The sequence below is a fragment of the Comamonas guangdongensis genome (genome assembly GCF_041079535.1).
GTDB classification, from domain to species: Bacteria; Pseudomonadota; Gammaproteobacteria; order Burkholderiales; family Burkholderiaceae_C; genus Comamonas; species Comamonas guangdongensis.
Genome location: NZ_JBFYGN010000021.1, coordinates 26385 through 46821 on the forward strand (window position 1 = coordinate 26385; position 20437 = coordinate 46821).

A 20437-nucleotide genomic window follows, 5' to 3' on the forward strand; every position below is an offset into this window, starting at 1 on the left:
GCGACCCATGCCGGCGCTATTTGTTGCCAAGCCAGGCCACGCTGTTCAGAAACAGCCGCACCAGCTCGGTCTGTCGGCGCACCCCGGTCTTGGAGAAAATGGAGCGCAGATGCGCACGCGCCGTGTTGAGGCGGATGTTCAGCGTCTCGGCAGCCTCATCCAGCGAAAGGCCGTTGGCCAGCTGGATCGCGACCGCAGTCTCCGACGGAGTGAGCTGAAACAGCTGCTGCGCGAGCTGCAGTGGAGGATCGGCCCTGCCCGTGGTGTCGCGCACAAAGACTGCCACGCTGGGGCGCTGCTTGCCTTCGCTCCATTCATCGGAGGAAATGCTCTGCACCACCACACCCCAGTTCAGCTGGCCCGACTGGCGGCCGATGGACATGCCTTCGGTCATGGACAGCTGCGAGGTCTGGGCATGGAGCAGCGCATCGCGGACCAGGCGCTGCAGCTTGCGATTGTCATTGGCATAGGCCGCTTCCAGAGCGCCGTTGTTCACCTTCAGGCCATCTCCGCTGTTCAAGATGGTGGTGGCCGCGGGATTGGACTCGATCACCATGCCGTTCTGATCCAGGATCACCACCCCCATCATCAGCTGGGCCGTGGCCCGGCCATAGAGAGAGATGACCTGCCTGTCACGGTGCAGTGCCAGATGCATGTTCAGCGCCCGCTTGAAATGCGGAATCAGCAGGCCCATCAACTCCTTCTCGCGAGGGCCGAAGCCCGCCATGGCCTCGGAACGCGTCACGCGCAGACCGTAGTAGCAACCATCGTCGGTCACAATGTCTATGGCCATGACATTGAAGACGTCGACATCCTTGCACCAGTCGGTGTAGTAGCGGCACGCACGCCACTCTCGCTCGGTCATCCACTCGGCCAGCACGACCACCGTATCGCGGGGAATGCCGCGCAGAGGGCTGCAGAAAGCATAGGGGTCATGCTGCAGCAGATCTCGGCGCGAGTCTGCGGCGGAGATCACCCAGCCTATATTCTCGCCATGCGTATCGCGCACGATGAATGAGGCATAGTTGCCGCCGATCCGCTGACGCAGGATTTCCAGGAATACCTGCCAGGCATCCGGCTCCATGGCCGCCACATAAAGTGCGCTGATCAGCTGGCTCAGATGTTCGGCCGTGACCGCGGCCTCATCATCGGCTCCGAGCGGCCCCGGCGCAGGATTGACGCGCACCGGCAGGTCTTTCAAGACAAAATCCTGAGAAGATGGCTTGTAATTTGAAAAATCCATATTGGCGTAGGCACTCTCGGGCATGCAAACCTCAACAAACAATCACCAGCCCGAGCCCCATGCACTGACAACATGGCCAATGTTGAACACGCCGAACGCATCGCAGCGACGCGCCCATTGTTTCCATCGATGATTAAATCGGCGTTATTCCCCTACCCGTACTGCGGAGCACGCTGCTCTTTTTGGGAGAAACGTCTGGTGCACGCGCGAGGTTCTGTTGCATGCTGTGCCGAGTCCACCCCAGCCATGCGCGATTGCGGAAACAGGGTGCGAGGAGAAGGCCTCGATGATGTCAGAGAGCCTGCGCCGCGACATCGTCAAGATAGACGATAGTCCTTTCCCTGATCCCGATACCCCAAGCCGCCGCGCCAGGCACTCAGGCCCGGCGGGGCTCAGAGGTCGGCATGGCGTCTTGGGCCGTCGACGCTCTCCAGATGCGCTGGCGGCAAATGGTTCTGCGCCTGCAGGCGCTGCCTGAACTGCTCGGCGGGCAGAGCCGGCGAGCATAGATAGCCTTGGAAATAGTCGCCATGCATTTGCGCAATGGCCGCGCATTGCTGCTCCGTTTCCACGCCCTCGGCCACGATCTCCACTCCCAGCGCCTTGCCCATGCTGATGATGGCGGCTACGATGGCCTTGTCCTCGGCCTGATAGGGCAGACCGCGCACAAAGCTCTGGTCGATCTTGATCTTGGAGATCGGCAGCTTTTTCAGATAGGCAAGATTGGAGTAGCCGGTGCCGAAGTCGTCGATCACCAGACCCACGCCCAGTTCCGCGATCTGGTGCACGCGCATGGCCATCTCCTGCGCGTCCTGCAGCAAGATACTCTCGGTCAGCTCCAGTTCCAGCCACTGCGCGGGCAGCGCACTGTTCTTGAGCACGCTGGTCAGCCGCTCGACAAAGTCGGGCTGGCGGAACTCCAGTGCGGAAACGTTGACCGAGACCTTGATCGGCATGCCCCGGGCATGCCAGCGCACGGCCTCCTGCACGGACTGCTCCAGCACCCAGGCATCGAGCGCCACCACATAGCCCGACTCCTCGGCCAGCGGAATGAAGACGGCGGGCGAAATCACGCCCAGTTCCGGATCGGTCCAGCGCAGCAAAGCCTCCGCCGCCACGATGCGCTGCGACTGGATATGCACCTGGGGCTGGAAATAGACGGCCATATGCCCCTTGTCCAGGGCCTGGCGCATGGCGTGCTCCAGCTTCATGCGCGACAGCAGGCCTGCGCTCATCTGCGGTTGGTAGAAGCTGAAATTGCCGCGCCCGCGCTCCTTGACACGGTACATGGCGATATCGGCCTGGCGGATCAGCTCGTCCAGCGTCAGCCCGTCCGTGGGGAACTGCGCCGCGCCGATGCTGCATTGCACGGAAAAGCCCAGGCCGTCGAGCATGAAGGGCTGACGCATCTCGTTGAGTATGCGCTCGGCAACCTTGGCCGCGCCCTCGCCGCTGCAGCCCTGCAGATAAAGCACGAACTCGTCGCCGCCCAGACGGCACAGCACGTCGGTGGGACGCAGCAAAGCCCCGAGGCGCTGGGCCACAAGCCTGAGCACCCGGTCCCCGAAATCGTGACCCAGGGAGTCGTTAATGATCTTGAAGCGGTCCAGGTCCAGGAACAGGATGCTGAACGGCTCCTGCGTCAGATGCGCGGTGGCAATCGCCGACTGCACATGGCGGCTCAGGCTCAGGCGGTTGGGCAGGCCCGTCAAGGCATCGGTGTAGGCCAGTTGTTCGATCTGCAACTGCGCGCTGCGCTGCATGGTCATGTCGCGCATAAAGCCTATGCTCTGCACCACGCGACCATAGCCATCGCGCAAAGCCACCCAGGACAGCCAGATCGCACAGCGCTGGCCGCCGCCGCGCTTGAGCCACAGATTGCCTTCCCAGAAGCTGCCCTGCTCCCAGCGCACCTTCACCTGCTGAGGCAGATCGGTGACGGGCCCGGCACCGGATTCAAACAGCTGCCAGGCTGCCTGTCCCAGCACATTGGCGCCATTCAGAAGCTGGCGGCCCGCGGGGTTGAGCTGGGCAATTCGCCCCTGCTCGTCGGCGATGAAAATGCCGTCCAGACTGGACTCGAACACCCGGGCCGCCAGCCTTTGCTCGTTGGCGGCCAGGGTTTCGGCGGTAATGTCCCGGCAGGAGTAGATGCGACCTATGGCCACGCCCCGGCTCAGCTGCGGCACGGAACGGCGTTCGATCACCCGGCCATTGCTCAGTTGCAGGACTTCGGAAGCCTCGGGCGCCGACAGATCCGGCGTCTCCTGCAGCAAGGTGAACTGGCTGCCGCTGCTGACGATCTGGGTCTCAAGATGCGCAAAAATGGCGGCGTCGTCGTGACGCGTGAGCAGATCGGCGGGCAACTCCCACAGCTCGGCAAACCTATGGTTGAAGGCACGTATGCCGCCCTTGGGATCGCAGACCAGAATGCCGTCGGCGGCCGACTCCAGCGTGGCGCGCATTTCGGCAAGCAAGGTCTCGAGCTCGGTTTCGTACTGCAACTGAGCGCTGCGATCCACCATGGTCAGCATCAACCATGGGGTCGGCGCCAGTGGCTTGACTCGCATCTCTACCGAAACCTGGCTGCCGTCCGCACGGCAGATCTGCGAAATGAACTGCGCGCCGCTGCGCCAATTGGAGGCATCCTGCCAGAAAGCTTTTTGCACCAGGGTGGCGCACAGCATCTCGACATGCAGGCCATGTGCAGCTTCGGACTGATATCCGGTCAAGGCTATGCTGGCGGCATTCACATGCAGTACCTGCAGATTCTGTGCATCCAGCAGCCAGACGGCCTCTTGCAAGCCGTCCAGCATGGATACGAGCAGGTTGTCGGCAAAATTGCCCATGGTTGCCTGCGACGGCTGCGGTGTCACAACGAGCCTTTCTCTGCCGCGATGGCCGCGGAACTGTCAAAAAAGTAACATGTGCGCCTGTGGGGCTGCAAGGACTTGATGGCATCCTGCTTGACCTGGTCCCGGTGCAGGCCGCGCCGTATGCCGAGCAGGTCCTGTTGAGCCAGATCCACCAGCTGCAGCCTGGTTTCCAGATCCGGGCTGTAGACCAGAACACTGGGCTTGAGCGTCTGGCGGGTATTGACCGATATCACCTGCCCCTGACGGCCGTCGCTGAGCTCTACCAGCGAGCCAGGAGGATACACACCCAGCGTCTGCACAAAGGCCTGAAGCACGTCGAAAGCGTAGCGCTGGCGGTACTGCCCGTAGAGCGCCCCCAGGACCTCATGCGGTGTCTGGCCCGCGGCGGCATGGGGTGGATTGCACAAACGCTCATAGCTGTTGGCCAGCGCCAGAATCTGCCCGGCCAGCTCCATATCGCTGGCCAGCAAGCCCAATGGGAAGCCGCTGCCATCGGCCCACTCGTGATGCTGGGCGATCGCCGTGGTCACGGCCGGCCCATAGCCCATGGCCTGGGCCAGGGCTACAGACTCGCCCACATGCCGCATATAGAGAGAACTGCCGACCTGCCCCTGGTTCAGCGCAAACGCATGGACCGGGATATTCAGCGCCTGTTTGCCCAGGTCGTGCAGCAAGGCGGCCACGCCCAGATCGTGCAAAGCCTGTCCCTGCAAGCCCATGGTCTTGCCCACCAGCATGCCGAGCACGGCGGTGTTGACGCCATGCACGCAGGCCGCGCCACCGCCCTCATCGGCCAGCAGATGCAAGATCACGTCGCGCTCCTGAGCGAGCTGCACCACATACTCGGCGACCAGGGCATCGCTGCGCTCACGCGCGGCCGGAAGATCGGTAGGAACCAGCCCCTGCACGGCGTCGAAATCCGATACCGCGCTCTGAAACTGGGATTGCAGGACCTGCATGCAGGCGCGCCAAGCCTCGACGTCGTCGCGGGCCTGCGCCACCGGTTCCTGGCCGCCGTCTGCCGGAGCCTCAATGCCGGCGCCCGAGCCGGGCTCGGGGTCGCTGCGCGAGGGATCGTACTGAACGCTCTTCAGGCTCAGCGACTGAAGCGTCTGCAACTGCTCGGCCGTGGTGATCTTGAAACTATTGACCGGAAACGGGTGACGCAGCCAGCCTGTGTCCAGGTAGACATACATGCCGAGACGCAACTGTCCGATATCAATAGAGACGAAACGATTCACTTTGGACTAAACACACAAGATGTTGCATTATTCCGCAGTTCTGTGGCTGCTAGAGCGGAACTAGGGTCAATAGGGATGCGGGCAAACCTGCCCAAGCACCACACTCCTAGCTTATCGGCACCAAAGACTGGGTTTGTAGACCAAATCCATCCACAAAGCCCAGGCGGCCACGCCGATCAGCATCAGACCTGCAATTCTCGTGCCCCATTGAGCACGCAAGCCGTTGAGCCGCGAATGCCCCAGATGCCACAGCCAGGGCCCAGCCACCAGCCACAGAGCGCCGCCCAGCGCAAAAGCCACCATGGACAGCGCCCCCTGCCAGGCCCCGCCACTGAGAGCCGCAACCAGCACCGCGGAATACAGCAGGCCGCAAGGCATCAGCGCCCAGGCAAAGCCCGCTGCCAGGCTGCCTCCCGGCGCAGTCACCCAGGGCTGCACCTTGGCCCAGGCGGCGCGGCCCGCGCGCTCCAGCCACACGGGCTGGCGCGCCTGCACCACCATGGCCAGCCCCCAGGCCATGACCGCCACATGCATCAAGGTCCACAGCTGCTGCAGCGCCGTGGTCTGGCTGGTCAGCCAGGAAAGGCTTTCCATGGCCACGGCCGCCACGCCGCCCAGCAGCGCATAGCCGGCGATACGCCCCAGGTGGAAGCAGCCGGCCCGCAGCCACTGCCGCTTTTGCAGCCCGTGCACGACCACGGGCTGCTCGCCCCGCGGGCGCACGCCGCTCACCGCGCTGCAGGGAGCAGCGCACATAACAAGACAATGGGGCCCACCCACGAGCCCCATGATCAAAGCGGTCCAGACCAGCGTCAACAACATGCGCTAGATGATGCGTGAAAACCGCGTCCGGTTCTTGTCGGCCTGCAAATAGCGGTCAAACAGCATGGCTACTCCGCGCACAAAAAACCAGCCCAGCGCAGTGACCTGAAAACCTTCATCGCTCAAGGTCAGCAGCCCGTTCTTCTGCATTTCCTCAAGCGCCGCCATCTCGGGCGCAAAGTATTCGCGGAAGTTGATCAGCCAGGCCTGCTCCATGGGCTCGTACAACACCACACCCTGGCACATGACGGCCATGATCACGGCGCGGCGCAGCAGATCGTCGCGCGACAGCGCCAGACCGCGCTGCACGGGAAGCAGACCGCCGTCGATCGCGTCGTAGTACTCCTCCAGCGTCTTGACGTTCTGGCTGTAGGTCGCGCCCACCTTGCCGATGGCCGAGACGCCCAGCGCAATCAGATCGCAGTCGGGCTGGGTGCTGTAACCCTGGAAATTGCGGTGCAGCCGGCCCTGGCGCTTGGCGATCGCCAGGGAGTCATCGGGCAGGGCGAAGTGGTCCATGCCCACATAGACATAGCCGGCGTCCATGAAGGCGTCGATGGCCCCCGAGAGCATGTTGAGCTTGTCCTGGCCCATGGGCAGATCGGCGGATTCGATGCGCCGCTGCGGCTTGAAGCGCTCGGGCAGATGCGCATAGGCATATAGCGCGATGCGATCGGGACGCAGCGCGTTGACCTGCTCCAGCGTGCGCGCAAAGGACTTCGGTGTCTGCTTGGGCAGGCCGTAGATCAGGTCCACATTGATGGAGACGAAGCCCAGCTCGCGCGCTTTTCCCACCAGCGCGAAGACCTGCTCGGCGGGCTGCACGCGGTGCACGGCTTTCTGCACCTCGGGGTCGAAATCCTGCACGCCAAAGCTCAGGCGATTGAAGCCCATGTCCTTGAGCACGGCCAGGCGCTCATTGCTCACGGTGCGCGGATCGACTTCGATCGAGTACTCGCCTGCGGGGTCCAGCTTGAAATGCTCGCGCATCAAGGCCATCAGCCGACGCAGCTCGTCGTCGCTGAAGAAGGTCGGCGTGCCGCCCCCCAGATGCAGCTGGCTCACCATCTGCCCTCTGCCGCAATGCTGGGTATGCATGGCAACTTCACGCGCCAGATAGTCCAGGTACTCTGCGGCCTTGTCATGATGCCTGGTGACGATCTTGTTGCAGGCGCAGTAGTAACACAGCGACTCGCAAAACGGCACATGCACATAAAGCGACAAAGGCAGGGCGCGGCTGCCGGAATGGGCTTTGCGTTGCTGCAGCGCCAATATATAGTCGTCGGGGCCGAAAGCCTCAACAAAACGGTCGGCTGTTGGAAACGACGTGTAGCGTGGCCCCGGTATATCAAAACGGCTTAGCAACTCGGGCGTGACTGCGGTCATAACTCTGGCGTCAGGGTGCGCTCACATTGCCTGCAACAAAGAGCTCTCATGACCTGGGATAGGCAACAAGTCTGAAGGCAGGTGCAGCAAACGCGGTTTTTTGAATGAATGCCTGCACTGTGCCCCAAGGCAAACCCCCTGTCCTTGACGAAAATCAAGGGACTCCAAGGCAAGGGCTGCGACAATTTGATCCATCTCATCTCAAACTACGAGGTCAATGACTGGCACGACGGCTAAAGCCAAGCCTGTGTGTGCCGTTGCTGCAAACCCCATGAATCTTCAAACCATCAAAGCATCCTGCTCCAACTGCAATCTGCGTGAACTGTGCATGCCCATGGGCTTGGACGATGAACAGATAGAGCGCATTGACGAAATCGTGGCCACGCGCCGCAAGGTCAAGCGCGGGGGGCTGCTGTTTCGCAATGGCGAAGAATTCACCTCGCTGTATGCGATCCGCACCGGTTTCTTCAAGACCTGCGTGGCCACCGAAGATGGGCGCGACCAAGTAACCGGCTTTCAGATGGCGGGCGAAATCATAGGCCTGGACGGCATCGTCAACGATCACCACACCTGCGACGCCGTGGCGCTGGAAGACGCCGAAGTCTGCGTGATGCCCTTCGACAAGCTCGAGCAGCTCTCGCGCGAGGTCACGGCGCTGCAAAACCATGTGCACAAGGTCATGAGCCGCGAAATCGTGCGCGAGCACGGCGTGATGCTGCTGCTGGGCAGCATGCGCGCCGAAGAGCGCCTCGCGGCCTTTGTGCTCAATCTCGTGCAGCGCCTGTCGGCGCGCGGCTTTTCCAAGTCCGAGCTAGTGCTGCGCATGACGCGCGAGGAGATCGGCAGCTATCTGGGTCTGAAACTGGAGACCGTGAGCCGCACCTTCTCCAAGTTTGCCGAGGACGGCATCCTCGAGGTCAAGCAGCGCCACCTGCGGATTCTCGACACCGACGCGCTCAAGCGTATCGTCAACAGCCAGCAGTGCCAGAGCTGAGCCCTTCCCTCCCACAAGCACAAAGCCCGCACGCAGCGGGCTTTGTTTTTGCGGCCTCGGCGCCCTACTCCACCCAGGGCTCGGAGACTATGCCGCCGTTGAGCTCATGCGCCGAGCGCGCCAGCATCCTGGTCATCAGGCTGCCCACCATGGTGACCAGCCAGAAGACGAAGAAGCCCACCGTATAGATGGCGCTGCGCGACCACTCGAGGGGGGCGCCCATCCAGTGCGCATCCAGCGGGTCCACAAACGCAAAAACCACCATTTCCATGATCGCCGCGGCCAGAAAGGCAGGCCAGGCAATCCACATCCAGCTGCGAGCGTCCATCACGAATCTCCTTGGGCTGTGGGGGCAATGCCATTTTGCACAAGGATGGAGATCGCAGACCGGGGGCATGCACCAAGGCGGGAAACCCTGAACCGCTATGTTTTAGAGAGCTTACAGCGCCTGCCTCTCATTGATTTTCCACCTCAAATCACCTGAAAATCATGAAGAACCAGCGCAGAGCGCTCATGTTTTGAGAGTCCTGCCATGACAAAGGCCGCAAAGCGGCCTTTGATGGAGTGGCGCCGGACGCTCAGCGATCCAGAGGATGGTCGTGGGCCGGGGTCGCCGCATGGTTGCGGCCGGTCACGGCCGGAGCCAGGCTTTTTTGCGCTTCGGTCAGGCGCTGGTTGATTTCCAGGCCATGGCGGTAGTAATCGGGATCGACCACGGGATCGGGCTTGCTCATGGCGATATAGGCGGTCACCAAGCCCGCAATCACCACGACCAGCGGTCCGGAGATGATGAGCCAGACATGGGCGAACTTCCACCAGGGCTTGCCGTCCTCGGGATGGGGAGCTTTTTGCGCCTGGGCGGCTCTTGCTTGTGTTGCCGACATGAGAAACCTCTTTCAAATTGCTATCGCCCGGCCGGTGTCGCACAGGGTCGACTCGGGCCGGACAGATGATAGTCCGCCGCTCAGCGCGGCACCAGGAACACGGCTTTTTCGGACGTCCGCCCCGCCTCGGGATTCACGGCATCCACATTGAAGTGCACGGCATGCGAGCCCGGCTCCGCCGAGCCATAGGGAATCTGCAGGCGCACGGCAATGCCGCGGGTCTCGGCCGGGCCGACGACGACCTCCTGCTCGGAAGCCACTTCCAGATGCTCGAGGCCCACGGCGCTGATGCGGTAGCGCTGCTCGGATTCGGTGGCATTCATGATCTGCAGACGGTAGACGTTTTCGAGCTTGCCGCCGGCCACGATGCGCGACAGCGATGCACGGTCGCGGATCACATCGGCCTTGAGCGGCTGACGCAGCACCAGGCTGGCAATCATGGCGGCGCTCAGCGCCAGCAGCACGCTGGAGTAGATCAGCACGCGCGGGCGGAAGATGCGCCGCATCACCTGCACCTGCTTCCAGGCCTTGGCCACGGCATTCTGCGTGGTCAGGCGGATCAGGCCGCGCGGATACTCCATCTTGTCCATCACCGAGTTGCAGGCGTCTATGCACAGGCCGCAGCCTATGCACTCGTACTGCAGGCCGTTGCGGATGTCGATGCCCACGGGGCAGACCTGCACGCAGAGCTTGCAGTCTATGCAGTCGCCCAGGCCCTGAGCCTTGTAGTCCGCGTCTTTCTTGCGCGGGCCGCGGCCTTCGCCGCGCGCCGCGTCGTAGCTGACGATCATGGTGTCCTTGTCGAACATGGCGCTCTGGAAGCGCGCGTAAGGGCACATGTATTTGCAGACCTGCTCGCGCATATAGCCGGCATTGCCGTAGGTGGCGAAGCCGTAGAACAGCACCCAGAAAATCTGCCAGCCGCCCTGCAGCGCCATCAGCTCCACGCCCAGCTCGCGAATCGGCACGAAGTAGCCGACGAAGGTGAAGCCGGTCCACAGGGACAGCGCAATCCAGAGGAACTGCTTGAGCGACTTCTTCCAGAGCTTCTCGAAGGTCCAGCCGCCCTTGTCGATGCGCATGCGGGCACTGCGGTCGCCTTCGACCTTGCCCTCGATCCACATGAAGATCTCGGTATAGACCGTCTGCGGGCAGGAGAAGCCGCACCACAGGCGGCCGGCCACGGCCGTAAACAAAAACAGGGCCAGTGCCGAGATGATCAGCAGGCCCGTCAGATAGATGAAGTCCTGTGGGTAGAGCACCAGCCCGAACAGGTAAAAGCGCCGCGCGCCCAGATCGAACAGCACCATCTGGCGCTCGCCCCACTGCAGCCACGGCAGACCGTAGAAGACGATCTGGGTGAGAAACACCATGATCCAGCGCCAGCGCGAGAACAGCCCGCTGATGGAGCGGGAATAGACTTTTTTCTCGGACGCGAACATGGGCACATATTCGGGCCCGCCTTCCTGAGGCTCGGGAGTGATCGGGATGACCTTGCGGGGTTTCCCGTTATCGCATGACATCGCAGTTCCTTAATGTTTTTGTAATTTCTGAAATCACAAACAAGAAAAAGGCGGTGCCTAGGCACCGCCTTTTAAGCCAGACTACTTCTGAGCTTCTGTGTGCGAAAGACTCCAGACATAGGATGCCAGCACGGCAATCTGTGCCTCGGTCAGCTTTTCCTTCTGGGCAGGCATTTCGTTGTGCTTGCCATTATTGACCATGTTCACGATGGCCGCCTCACCCCAGCCATGCAGCCAGATGTCGTCGGTCAGGTTGGGCGCGCCCAGGGCCTGGTTGCCCTTGCCGTCCATGCCGTGGCAGGCGGCGCAGGCCACGAACTTGGACTTGCCCAGAGACGCCTTGACGGCATCGTGCGGGCTGCCCGACAGGCTCAGCACATAGTTGGCCACGTTGCGCACGTCTTCTGCAGTACCCACGGCAGCCGCCATGGGAGGCATCACGCCGATGCGGCCGTTGGTGATGGTTTCCTTGATCTTGTCGGGCGTGCCGCCATGCAGCCAGTCGCCGTCGGCCAGATTGGGGAAGCCCTTGCCGCCGCGTGCGTCGGAGCCGTGGCACTGCGCGCAGTTGTTCATGAACAGGCGCTCGCCGATGGCCATGGCCTTGGGATCCTTGGCCATTTCCTCGGTGGGCATGCTGACGAACTTGGCGTACATGGGCTCCAGGTCCGCCTTGGCCTTGGCCATTTCCTTGTCGTAGGCGCCGGTCTGGCTCCAGCCCAGCTTGCCTTCGAAAGCACCCAGGCCGGGGTAGGCGGCCAGATAGGCAAGGCCGAAGATCACGGTGATCACGAACAGACCCATCCACCATTTGGGCATGGGGTTGTTGAGTTCGCGCAGGTCTTCGTCCCAGACATGGCCCGTGGTGTTGTCGCCCGAGGAGACAACTTTTTTGCGCGCCACCAGCACCAGCAGCATAAAGCAGCCAAGAATGCCGATCAGCGAGACGGCCGCGATGTACACGGACCAGAAATTGTTAAAGAAATCGCTCATGGGATGTTCTCGTTGTGGTGATCAGACTCAGTCTTCCAGGAATGGGAGCTGAGCTGCCTCGTCAAAACGGGCCTGGTTGCGGCGGGCATACGCCCACCACCAGATACCCACGAAACACGCCAGCGATGCCAGCGTGGCCACGATGCGCATGGTGGTGATATCCATTTCCAGCCCCTCCTCTCTTACTTGACGGCTCGGCCCAGGACCTGCAGATAGGAGATCACGGCCTCCATCTCGGTCTTGTCCTTGACTTGGGCCTGTGCACCCGCGATTTCCTCGTCGGTGTAGGGCACGCCCACCTTGCGCAGCGCGCTCATGCGCTGGGCCACCACGGTGTCATCCACCTTGCTGGTTTCCAGCCAGGAGTAGGCAGGCATATTGGACTCGGGCACCACGTCGCGCGGATTGTTCAGGTGGATGCGATGCCATTCGTCGCTGTACTTGCCGCCCACGCGGTGCAGGTCGGGACCGGTACGCTTGGAGCCCCACTGGAACGGGTGGTCGTAGACGAACTCGCCGGCCACCGAGTAGTGGCCGTAGCGCATGGTCTCGGCGCGGAAGGGGCGGATCATCTGCGAGTGGCAGTTGTAGCAGCCTTCGCGCAGATAGATGTCGCGGCCCATGAGCTGCAGCGGCGTATAGGGCTTGAGGCCTGCCACGGCTTCCGTGGTTGACTTCTGGAAGAACAGCGGCACGATTTCCACCAGACCGCCGATGGCCAGCACGAACAGTGTCAGTGCGATCAGCAGAAAGTTGTTGGTCTCGATCTTCTCGTGGGAAAAGCTCTTGGGAGCTGCGGTATTTTGTTCAGACATTGCTTGTGCTCCTCAATGCTCAGGCGTGGGCCAGGGCGGCAGGCACTGCCACCTTCACGGAACGGCCGGACATTGCGGTCTTCCAGGTGTTCCAGGCCATCACCAGCATGCCGCCCAGATACAGCAGGCCACCGGTCACACGGATCACATAGAAGGGATAGGTCGCCTTCACGCTTTCCACAAAGGTGTAGGTCAGCGTGCCATCGGGGTTCACGGCGCGCCACATCAGGCCCTGCATCACACCGGCAATCCACATTGCGGCGATGTACAGCACGATGCCGATGGTGGCCATCCAGAAGTGCAGCTCGATGGCGGGCACGGAGTGCATCTTGGTCTTGCCGAACAGGCGCGGGATCAGGTAGTAGAGCGAACCCATGGTGATCAGGCCCACCCAGCCCAGGGCGCCCGAGTGCACGTGGCCCACGGTCCAGTCGGTGTAGTGGGACAGCGCGTTCACGGTCTTGATGGCCATCATCGGGCCTTCGAAGGTGGACATGCCGTAGAACGACAGGGACACGATCAGGAAACGCAGGATGGGGTCGTCACGCAGCTTGTGCCAGGCACCCGACAGCGTCATGATGCCGTTGATCATGCCGCCCCAGCTGGGAGCCAGCAGAATCAGCGAGAACACCATGCCCAGCGACTGTGCCCAGTCGGGCAGCGCGGTGTAGTGCAGGTGGTGAGGACCGGCCCACATATAGGTGAAGATCAGCGCCCAGAAGTGCACGATCGACAGGCGATACGAGTACACGGGACGACCGGCCTGCTTGGGGATGAAGTAATACATCATGCCCAGGAAGCCTGCGGTCAGGAAGAAGCCCACGGCGTTGTGACCGTACCACCACTGCACCATGGCGTCCTGCACGCCGGCATAGGCCGAGTAGCTCTTCATCCAGCCGGCGGGGATGGAGACGTTGTTGACGATGTGCAGCAGGGCCACGGCCAGAATGAAGGCGCCGAAGAACCAGTTGGCCACGTAGATGTGCTTGACCTTGCGGATGCCGATGGTGCCGAAGAACACGATCGCATAGGACACCCAGGTCACGGCGATCAGCAGGTCCAGGGGCCATTCGAGTTCGGCGTATTCCTTGCCCTGGGTATAGCCCAGCGGCAGGCTGATGGCGGCGCCGACGATGACCAGCTGCCAGGCCCAGAACGTCAGGCTGGCCAGCTTGGGCATGAACAGCTTGGTCTGGCAGGTGCGCTGCACCACGTAGTAGCTGGTGGCGAACAGAGCCGAGCCGCCAAAGGCGAAGATCACGGCGTTGGTGTGCAGCGGACGCAGACGTCCGTAGCTCAGCCATGGGATGCCGAAGTTGAGTTCCGGCCAAGCCAGCTGGGACGCGATGAACACGCCCACAGCCATACCTACCACCCCCCATACCACGGCCATGATAGAGAACTGTCTTACGACGGTGTCGTCGTAATAGACAGCATTGTTATTTGTTGCTTCCATCGGGCACCTCTTAGATTGCTTGCAAAGTGTTCATTGGTTTCTCATTGGGCTCGTTGAGCCATATCAATCGTCTCGAAGAATGCGTTCAGCTTCTTGTTCCACGCTCTCGAACTGACCCCGGTAAACCGCCCACCACAGGGCGGCCACAATGGCCAGAACAAGCACCACCGAAAGCGGTATCAATACATACAAAACGTCCATCAATGGCCTCCTTGAGTCAGTGGCATGACGGTGCCCCGCGGCGCAAGATGCGCAGGGCCTGACGCGTTGCTATCAGCCGCCTGCTGCGGCAACGCACGTGCAAGACGGGCTGCGTTGGCGACGACCAGCAAGGAGCTCAGCGCCATGCCGAGCCCTGCCAGCCAGGCAGGCATCCAGCCCATCAGGGCCAGAGGAATAGAGATCGCGTTATAGGCTGCTGCCCAGCCCAGGTTCTGGCGCACCACGGACAAGGTCCGTCGGGCCAGCAACAGGCTTTGCAGCACTAACTCCAGGCTGTCTCCCAGTACCACGAAGTCTGCTCGCGATTGTGCCAGCGGCACTGCTCTACCAAACGCAAAAGAGACATGCGCTCCGGCTAAAACTGGGCCGTCGTTCAGACCGTCGCCGACCATGGCCACGCGGTGGCCGGCGGCCTGGGCGGCCTGCATCCGGGCCAGCTTGTCCTCGGGTCGGCAATCGCCCTGCGCCTGCTCTATGCCCAGCTGGGCGGCCACGGCCTGCACGGCCGCCGGGCGATCGCCCGAAAGCAGCTGCACGCTCACGCCCTGGCGCCCAAGTTCGGCAATCACCCAGGCCGCTTCGGCGCGCAGATCCTCGCTGAGATGAAACTGGGCCAGAGCCCGCCATCCGCCATCGACCTCCTCGGCCAGCAGCACGCTCTGGCCGGGCTCTTGCGGCGCCAGCTCCGCCACCCCGCAATGCCGGGCCGAGCCCAGGCGCAAATGGCGACGCAGGCCGGCATCCGCCCTGCCCTGTACCCAGACATCCAGGCCGCTGCCGGCCAGCTCCTGCACCGAATCCAGCTGCCAGGCACCGGCCGCAAGCTCCGCCACCTCGGCGGCCCGGGCCAGCGCCCTCGAGGCCGGATGCATGGACTGCCGCGCGAGCAAGGCCGCCAGGGCCAGCACCGCGTCGGCGCTCTGGTCTGCGGCCGGGGTCAGGGCGCGCAGCACCAGACCGTCGCGGGTCAGCGTGCCCGTCTTGTCGAACACCAGCGTGTCCACGCTGGCCAGCGCCTCCAACCCCTGGAGATTGCGCACCAGCACGCCGCTGCGCGCCAGCGTGCCGGCCGCCGTCAGCATGGCCACGGGCGTGGCCAGCGACAACGCACAGGGGCAGGTGACGATGAGCACGGCCACGGCCACCATCATGGCCTGGCCCGGGTCCGTGGGCCACCACCAGACGGCCGCGCCCAGGGCGGCCAGCAGCACCACGACCAGGAAGGGCCGCGCCACCTTGTCGGCCAGCTGGGCCAGGCGCGGCTTTTGCAGCGAGGCGCTTTCCATCAGGCCTACGATCTGCGCGAAGCGCGTGCTCTCGCCCACGCTGTCCACGCGCAGCTCGACAACGCTATCAAGGTTGTAGCTTCCAGCGGTGACTGCATCACCTTCTGCGCGCAATACGGGCGTGGATTCACCGGTCAACAAGGCCTCGTCGGCATGGGTGCTGCCGCGCAGAATGGTTCCATCGGCGGGAAAGGCCTCGCCGGTGAGCACGCGCACCACATCGCCGGTGCGCAGGCGGCGCGTGGCCACGCGCTCGAATTCGTCGCCGCCGGGCTTGAGCCTCAGCACCGAATCCGGCAGCCGGTTCATCACGGCCTCCAGCGCCCCCGCCGTGCGGTCGCGCAGGCGCAGCTCCAGCCAGCGGCCGGTGAGCAGGAAGAAGACAAACATGGTCAGCGAGTCGAAAAAGACTTCATGACCGAAGGGGCCGGCCGGATCGAAGGTGCCCAGGGTGCTGATGACGAAGGTGATCAGCATGCCTATGGCCACGGGCAGGTCCATGCTCACGCGGCGCTGGGCTATGTCCTTGAGCGCGCTCTTGAAGAAAGGCCCGCAGCAGAACAGGACCACGGGCAGGGAGATCACCCAGGAGGCCCAGCGCATCAGCGTCTCGAACTCCAGGTCCAGATCGCCGGGCTTGGCCGTGTAGGCCGGCCATGCATACATCATGACCTGCATCATGCAGAACCCCGCGACCAGCCAGCGCCACAGCGCGCGCCGCGTTTCGGCTTGGCGCAGCTCGCGCGCGAAAGCGTCGCGTGCCGGCAGGGCACGATAGCCGGCGCGCGCCACGGCCTCCATCCACTGGGACGGAAGCACTTGGGCGTGGCGCCACACGACACGGGCACGGCGCGTGGCTGCGCTGACTTCGGCCCCCTCCACACCGGGCACGGCTCGCAGCGCTTCCTCAATCGTCAGCGCGCACGCAGCACAGTGCATGCCCTCCAGAACCACAAAGGAATCCCACACCGGGGCTTCGGTCGGGTCTTCAGGAATGGGAGCCTGGGAGTTCCGGGCCGCGGGTCGGCCAAAGGAACTCCACTCTTGCGGATCGTCCAGCAAATGCATCGATGCCTGGGGCTGGACGGGGAAACCGGGGTCAACAACAGCCTGCTCGGCCTGGGCGGGCTGGACAGGATGGTTCTGAGACATGTTTCAAGCGTAACGGGCCGCCATCATAACGACCTTGACATTAATCAACCGTTAACAGCCGGAACGTTCTATGCTTGAATTCATAGGACAAGACCAGAAAGGAGCACCCTATGTATAACCGCATCCTGATCGCGACCGACGGCACGGAACTCTCGGATAAAGCCGTGCATGCGGGCCTGGATCTGGCCGCCCTCTGCGGCGCCAGCGTGATCGCGCTCAAGGTGGTGTCCCACTACCCGCGCAGCTATCTGGAGGGCAGCGACCTGCTGGACCTCAAGGAGGCCAAGCGCATCGAGGAACAGTGGACGGCCCAGGCCGAGGGACTGCTCAACGGCATCAAGGCCTTTGGCCATGAGCGCAAGGTCAACGTCACCACCGAGGTCGTGCACTCCGATCTGGTCGCCGAGTCCATCGTGGACACGGCCAAGAAGCGCGAATGCGATCTGATCGTCATGGCATCGCACGGCCGCAAGGGCCTGCAGCGCCTGCTGCTGGGCAGCGAAACCCAGCATGTGCTGACCCACTCCCACCTGCCGGTGCTGGTGCTGCGCTAAGTGGCCGCACGCGCCAAGGCGTGCTCATAAAACAAAAGCAGCTTGCGCAGCAGCTGCTTTTGTTTTTGGCGGTTTCCTATCTGCACCCCTTGAAGGACCGGCGCTAGCCGCTCATCTATCGGAAGTATCGGAAGCGTGCGGCCGGGCCAGCACTCGGCACCGCGCGCCCCAAGCTCAGACAAACTCCTGCTGGTAGCGGTCGCGCAGCAGCTTTTTCTGCACCTTGCCCATGGTGTTGCGCGGCAGGCTGTCCACCACATAGCAGCGCTTGGGCACCTTGAAATTGGCAAGCCTGGCCTTGAGCGCTTCGATGATCTGCTGCGCGTCCAGCTGCGCGCCCTTGCGCGGCACCAGCACGGCCACGCCGACCTCGCCGAAATCGGGATGGGGCACGCCGACCACGGCACTCTCGTCGACACCTGGCAGTTCGTTGATAAAGCCCTCGACCTCGGCCGGATAGACGTTGTAGCCGCCCGAGATGATCAGGTCCTTGCTGCGCCCGACGATGGTGAAATAGCCGCGCGCATCCTGCATGCCCACATCGCCGGTCTTGAACCAGCCGTCGGCCGTGAACTCTTCGGCCGTCTTTTCGGGCATGCGCCAATAGCCCTTGAAGACATTGGGACCCTGCACCTCGATATTGCCGATCTCGCCGGCGGGCAAGGCCTGGCCGTCATCTGCATGAATGCGCACGCCCACGCCGGGCAGCGGGAAACCCACGGTACCGCCCCGGCGTTCGGCCTCGCCGCCATAACGTTGATCGGCCTGATAAGGGTTAGAGGTCAGCATGATGGTCTCGCTCATGCCGTAACGCTCCAGAATCGTGTGGCCGGTGCGCGTCTTCCAGGCGCGGAAGGTCTCGATCAACATGGGCGCCGAGCCCGAAATGAACAGCCGCATATGCGCGGCCGTGTCGCGGTCCAGCCGCGCATCGGCCAGCATGCGCACATACAGCGTGGGCACGCCCATGAACACGGTCGCATCCTTGAAGCGGGCCATCACGGCCCCGGGCTCGAACTTGGCGAACCAGATCATGGGGCTGCCATTGAGCAGCGCGCCATGGATCGCGACAAACAGGCCGTGCACATGGAAGATGGGCAGCGCATGGATCAGCACATCGCCTTCCTGCCAGCCCCAGTAGACCTTGAGCATGGCGGCATTGCTCAGCAGATTGCCGTGGGTCAGCATGGCACCCTTGCTACGCCCCGTGGTGCCGCTGGTGTAGAGAATCGCGGCCAGATCATCGGCGCGTCGCGGCACGACCTGGTGCTCATCGCCATGATGCGCAGCGCGCTCCAGCAGCGTGCCCGTGCGGTCCGTGCCCAGGGTATAGACGTGGCCCACGCCGTGGTTGAACGCAATCTTGGACACCCAGCCAAAGCAACCGGGCGCGCACACCACCACGGCCGGCTCGGCATTGGTGATGAAGTACTCCATCTCGGCACTCTGGTAGGCCGTGTTCAGCGGCAGGAACACATGGCCCGAGCGCAGCGTGGCCAGATAGAGCATCATGGCTTCCACCGACTTTTCGACCTGCACCGCAATGCGGCTGCCCTCGGGCAGATCCAGCGAAGCCAGCAGATTGGCCATGCGCGCGCTGCCATGCTCGAGATCGGCCCAGCTGTAGTACAGGCTCTGGCCATCGGGCTCTATGGCCTCGACGGCAGTTTTTGTCAGATCCGCTGGAAACGCAGCGCGCAGCGCGCTGAAAAGATTGGCTTGAGGCATATCGGTCATCGTGATGCTGTCGAACTCAATAACGGTAATGGCAAAAAATGCAGGCCCATCATAGGGCCTGATTGGGACCTCTCCGGTCGCGCGCCCAAGCACGGTCCGGACCATGGGCACCGAGCAAGAGCCCATGCCGGCCGCGCCACCACTCCCGCAAAGCCAGAGAAAGCGACGTGCAGCAGGGGAAGCCGCGCAGCGGCTCAGGGGCTCACGAATCAATCTTCACACCCGAGGCCTTGACCACCTGCGCCCAGCGCTGGATCTCGCCGTGGATCATGGCCGCAAACTGCTGCTGGCTGAGCTTGCCGTAGTCCGCGCCGTTCTTGGCCCAGGCGGACTTGATTTCGTCCGCCGCGCCTATCTTGCGCACCTCCTCCAGCATCTGCTGCTGCGCGGCCACGGGCGTACCCTTGGGCGCCCAGAGCCCATACCAGGTGGTGACGGTGAAATCGGGCAGTCCGCACTCGGCCGCGCAGGGCACATCCGGAAACGCCGGGTTGCGCTGGGCGCCGGCCACCATCAGCGCCTTGATGCGGCCGCTCTTGATGTGCTGGGCCGACGAGCCCAGGCCGTCAAACAGCATGTCCACATTGCCGGCTATCAAATCCTGTAGCGCCGGTCCCGCTCCCTTGTATGGGATATGGGTGATTTCGGTCTTGGTCTGCAGCTTGAACAGCTCACCGGCCAGATGGTGGGAGGAGCCGGGTCCGGCCGATGCGTAGTTGTATTTGCCGGGATGGGCGCGCAGATCCGTGAGCAGCTCCTGAACGGTGCCGGGTTGCACCTTCTTGGGGTTGACCACCACCACCTGGGGCACGCTGGCCAGCAGGGCCAGGGGCACGAAGTCACGCTCGAGATCGTATTCCAGCCTCGGGTAGACCGAGGGCGCAATCACATGGTGGGTACCGCCCATGAAGAAGTTATAGCCGTCGGGCGCGGCCTTGGCGGCGATGCTCGCACCCAGGGTGCCGCCGGCACCGCCGCGGTTGTCTATCACCAGGGTCTTGCCGGCCGTCTTGGCGAACTGGGCCGAGAACGGCCGCGCAAACGCATCGGTGCCGCCGCCCGCGGGAAACGGCACGATCAGGTTTACGGGCCGTGCCGGCCAGTCGCCGGCGGCCCGGACCAGGCCTGACCAGCCGCCAAGCGCCGCCAGCGCGCTCGCGGATTTGAGCAGCGCGCGCCGCTTCACCCCCGCCTGTTCGCCCTCACCCCCACTCTCTACCCAAAAGCCCTGCATGCTCTGCCTCCTCTGCTGG

General features: G+C 63.1%; 18 protein-coding genes. 2 read left to right on the forward strand and 16 right to left on the reverse strand.

Annotated features, from left to right (window positions below):
* Positions 1 to 16 precede the first annotated feature (16 nt).
* From AB6724_RS16510 to hemN, 5 genes are all read right to left on the reverse strand, one after another.
* Complete coding sequence (locus tag AB6724_RS16510) at positions 17 to 1267, reverse strand: helix-turn-helix transcriptional regulator (RefSeq protein WP_369339616.1); 1251 nt, start codon at positions 1265 to 1267, stop codon at positions 17 to 19.
* Positions 1268 to 1635: 368 nt separating this feature from the next.
* Complete coding sequence (locus AB6724_RS16515; protein ID WP_369339617.1) at positions 1636 to 4092, reverse strand: sensor domain-containing protein; 2457 nt, start codon at positions 4090 to 4092, stop codon at positions 1636 to 1638.
* A gap of 23 nt (positions 4093 to 4115) precedes the next feature.
* A complete protein-coding gene (locus AB6724_RS16520) occupies positions 4116 to 5360 on the reverse strand; it encodes a cyclic di-GMP phosphodiesterase (RefSeq protein ID WP_369339618.1) in 1245 nt (414 codons plus the stop codon).
* A 111-nt stretch (positions 5361 to 5471) separates the two neighbouring features.
* Positions 5472 to 6182, reverse strand: a complete 711-nt coding sequence (locus AB6724_RS16525) for a sulfite exporter TauE/SafE family protein (RefSeq protein WP_369339619.1) — start codon at positions 6180 to 6182, stop codon at positions 5472 to 5474.
* 3 nt (positions 6183 to 6185) lie between these two features.
* Positions 6186 to 7568 (reverse strand): oxygen-independent coproporphyrinogen III oxidase, encoded by a 1383-nt coding sequence (gene hemN, locus AB6724_RS16530; protein ID WP_369339620.1) that lies wholly within the window; start codon positions 7566 to 7568, stop codon positions 6186 to 6188.
* Positions 7569 to 7839: 271 nt separating this feature from the next.
* Here hemN and fnr point away from each other — a divergent pair, with 271 nt between their 5' ends.
* Positions 7840 to 8562, forward strand: coding sequence for a fumarate/nitrate reduction transcriptional regulator Fnr (fnr, locus tag AB6724_RS16535; RefSeq protein ID WP_369339621.1), 723 nt, complete (start codon positions 7840 to 7842; stop codon positions 8560 to 8562).
* Between the two features lie 64 nt (positions 8563 to 8626).
* Here the strand turns inward: fnr and AB6724_RS16540 are convergent, their stop codons facing one another.
* The 9 genes from AB6724_RS16540 to AB6724_RS16580 all read right to left on the reverse strand — a co-directional run bounded on the left by AB6724_RS16540 (position 8627) and on the right by AB6724_RS16580 (position 16809).
* A complete protein-coding gene (locus AB6724_RS16540) occupies positions 8627 to 8890 on the reverse strand; it encodes a hypothetical protein (RefSeq protein WP_369339622.1) in 264 nt (87 codons plus the stop codon).
* Between the two features lie 250 nt (positions 8891 to 9140).
* On the reverse strand, positions 9141 to 9446 hold the full coding sequence (locus tag AB6724_RS16545) for a FixH family protein (RefSeq protein ID WP_369339623.1): 306 nt from the start codon (positions 9444 to 9446) through the stop codon (positions 9141 to 9143).
* A gap of 80 nt (positions 9447 to 9526) precedes the next feature.
* Positions 9527 to 10969: a cytochrome c oxidase accessory protein CcoG gene (ccoG, locus tag AB6724_RS16550; protein ID WP_369339624.1), complete on the reverse strand. Its 1443-nt coding sequence runs from the start codon at positions 10967 to 10969 to the stop codon at positions 9527 to 9529.
* Between the two features lie 81 nt (positions 10970 to 11050).
* Entirely contained in the window at positions 11051 to 11962 is a 912-nt protein-coding gene (gene ccoP / locus AB6724_RS16555) for a cytochrome-c oxidase, cbb3-type subunit III (protein ID WP_369339625.1), read from the reverse strand.
* Positions 11963 to 11989: 27 nt separating this feature from the next.
* The gene (locus tag AB6724_RS16560; protein WP_369339626.1) at positions 11990 to 12127 is read right to left on the reverse strand and encodes a cbb3-type cytochrome oxidase subunit 3; all 138 of its coding nucleotides are present in this window, start codon (positions 12125 to 12127) and stop codon (positions 11990 to 11992) included.
* Positions 12128 to 12144: 17 nt separating this feature from the next.
* Positions 12145 to 12777 (reverse strand): cytochrome-c oxidase, cbb3-type subunit II, encoded by a 633-nt coding sequence (gene ccoO / locus AB6724_RS16565; protein ID WP_369339627.1) that lies wholly within the window; start codon positions 12775 to 12777, stop codon positions 12145 to 12147.
* A 19-nt stretch (positions 12778 to 12796) separates the two neighbouring features.
* Positions 12797 to 14233, reverse strand: coding sequence for a cytochrome-c oxidase, cbb3-type subunit I (gene ccoN / locus AB6724_RS16570; protein ID WP_369339628.1), 1437 nt, complete (start codon positions 14231 to 14233; stop codon positions 12797 to 12799).
* A 63-nt stretch (positions 14234 to 14296) separates the two neighbouring features.
* Entirely contained in the window at positions 14297 to 14434 is a 138-nt protein-coding gene (ccoS, locus tag AB6724_RS16575; protein ID WP_369339629.1) for a cbb3-type cytochrome oxidase assembly protein CcoS, read from the reverse strand.
* Positions 14434 to 16809, reverse strand: coding sequence for a heavy metal translocating P-type ATPase (locus tag AB6724_RS16580; RefSeq protein ID WP_369339669.1), 2376 nt, complete (start codon positions 16807 to 16809; stop codon positions 14434 to 14436). Before AB6724_RS16580 ends, ccoS begins: the two co-directional genes overlap by 1 nt.
* Before the next feature lie 194 nt (positions 16810 to 17003).
* On the opposite strand from AB6724_RS16580, the gene AB6724_RS16585 reads away from it, so the two are divergent.
* Complete coding sequence (locus AB6724_RS16585) at positions 17004 to 17447, forward strand: universal stress protein (protein ID WP_369339630.1); 444 nt, start codon at positions 17004 to 17006, stop codon at positions 17445 to 17447.
* A 174-nt stretch (positions 17448 to 17621) separates the two neighbouring features.
* On the opposite strand, the gene AB6724_RS16590 is transcribed toward AB6724_RS16585, so the two are convergent.
* A complete protein-coding gene (locus AB6724_RS16590; protein WP_369339670.1) occupies positions 17622 to 19175 on the reverse strand; it encodes a malonate--CoA ligase in 1554 nt (517 codons plus the stop codon).
* A gap of 211 nt (positions 19176 to 19386) precedes the next feature.
* Positions 19387 to 20418, reverse strand: a complete 1032-nt coding sequence (locus tag AB6724_RS16595) for a Bug family tripartite tricarboxylate transporter substrate binding protein (protein WP_369339631.1) — start codon at positions 20416 to 20418, stop codon at positions 19387 to 19389.
* Between the last annotated feature and the right edge of the window lie 19 nt (positions 20419 to 20437).

Coding starts and splice junctions, on each gene's coding strand:
- AB6724_RS16510 (WP_369339616.1), bottom strand. CDS start 1,267: ATGCCCGAGAGTGCCTACGCCAATATGGATTTTTCAAATTACAAGCCA.
- AB6724_RS16515 (WP_369339617.1), bottom strand. CDS start 4,092: ATGGGCAATTTTGCCGACAACCTGCTCGTATCCATGCTGGACGGCTTG.
- AB6724_RS16525 (WP_369339619.1), bottom strand. CDS start 6,182: ATGTTGTTGACGCTGGTCTGGACCGCTTTGATCATGGGGCTCGTGGGT.
- hemN (WP_369339620.1), bottom strand. CDS start 7,568: ATGACCGCAGTCACGCCCGAGTTGCTAAGCCGTTTTGATATACCGGGG.
- fnr (WP_369339621.1), top strand. CDS start 7,840: ATGAATCTTCAAACCATCAAAGCATCCTGCTCCAACTGCAATCTGCGT.
- AB6724_RS16540 (WP_369339622.1), bottom strand. CDS start 8,890: ATGGACGCTCGCAGCTGGATGTGGATTGCCTGGCCTGCCTTTCTGGCC.
- AB6724_RS16545 (WP_369339623.1), bottom strand. CDS start 9,446: ATGTCGGCAACACAAGCAAGAGCCGCCCAGGCGCAAAAAGCTCCCCAT.
- ccoG (WP_369339624.1), bottom strand. CDS start 10,969: ATGTCATGCGATAACGGGAAACCCCGCAAGGTCATCCCGATCACTCCC.
- ccoP (WP_369339625.1), bottom strand. CDS start 11,962: ATGAGCGATTTCTTTAACAATTTCTGGTCCGTGTACATCGCGGCCGTC.
- AB6724_RS16560 (WP_369339626.1), bottom strand. CDS start 12,127: ATGGATATCACCACCATGCGCATCGTGGCCACGCTGGCATCGCTGGCG.
- ccoO (WP_369339627.1), bottom strand. CDS start 12,777: ATGTCTGAACAAAATACCGCAGCTCCCAAGAGCTTTTCCCACGAGAAG.
- ccoN (WP_369339628.1), bottom strand. CDS start 14,233: ATGGAAGCAACAAATAACAATGCTGTCTATTACGACGACACCGTCGTA.
- ccoS (WP_369339629.1), bottom strand. CDS start 14,434: ATGGACGTTTTGTATGTATTGATACCGCTTTCGGTGGTGCTTGTTCTG.
- AB6724_RS16580 (WP_369339669.1), bottom strand. CDS start 16,809: ATGCATTTGCTGGACGATCCGCAAGAGTGGAGTTCCTTTGGCCGACCC.
- AB6724_RS16585 (WP_369339630.1), top strand. CDS start 17,004: ATGTATAACCGCATCCTGATCGCGACCGACGGCACGGAACTCTCGGAT.
- AB6724_RS16590 (WP_369339670.1), bottom strand. CDS start 19,175: ATGCCTCAAGCCAATCTTTTCAGCGCGCTGCGCGCTGCGTTTCCAGCG.
- AB6724_RS16595 (WP_369339631.1), bottom strand. CDS start 20,418: ATGCAGGGCTTTTGGGTAGAGAGTGGGGGTGAGGGCGAACAGGCGGGG.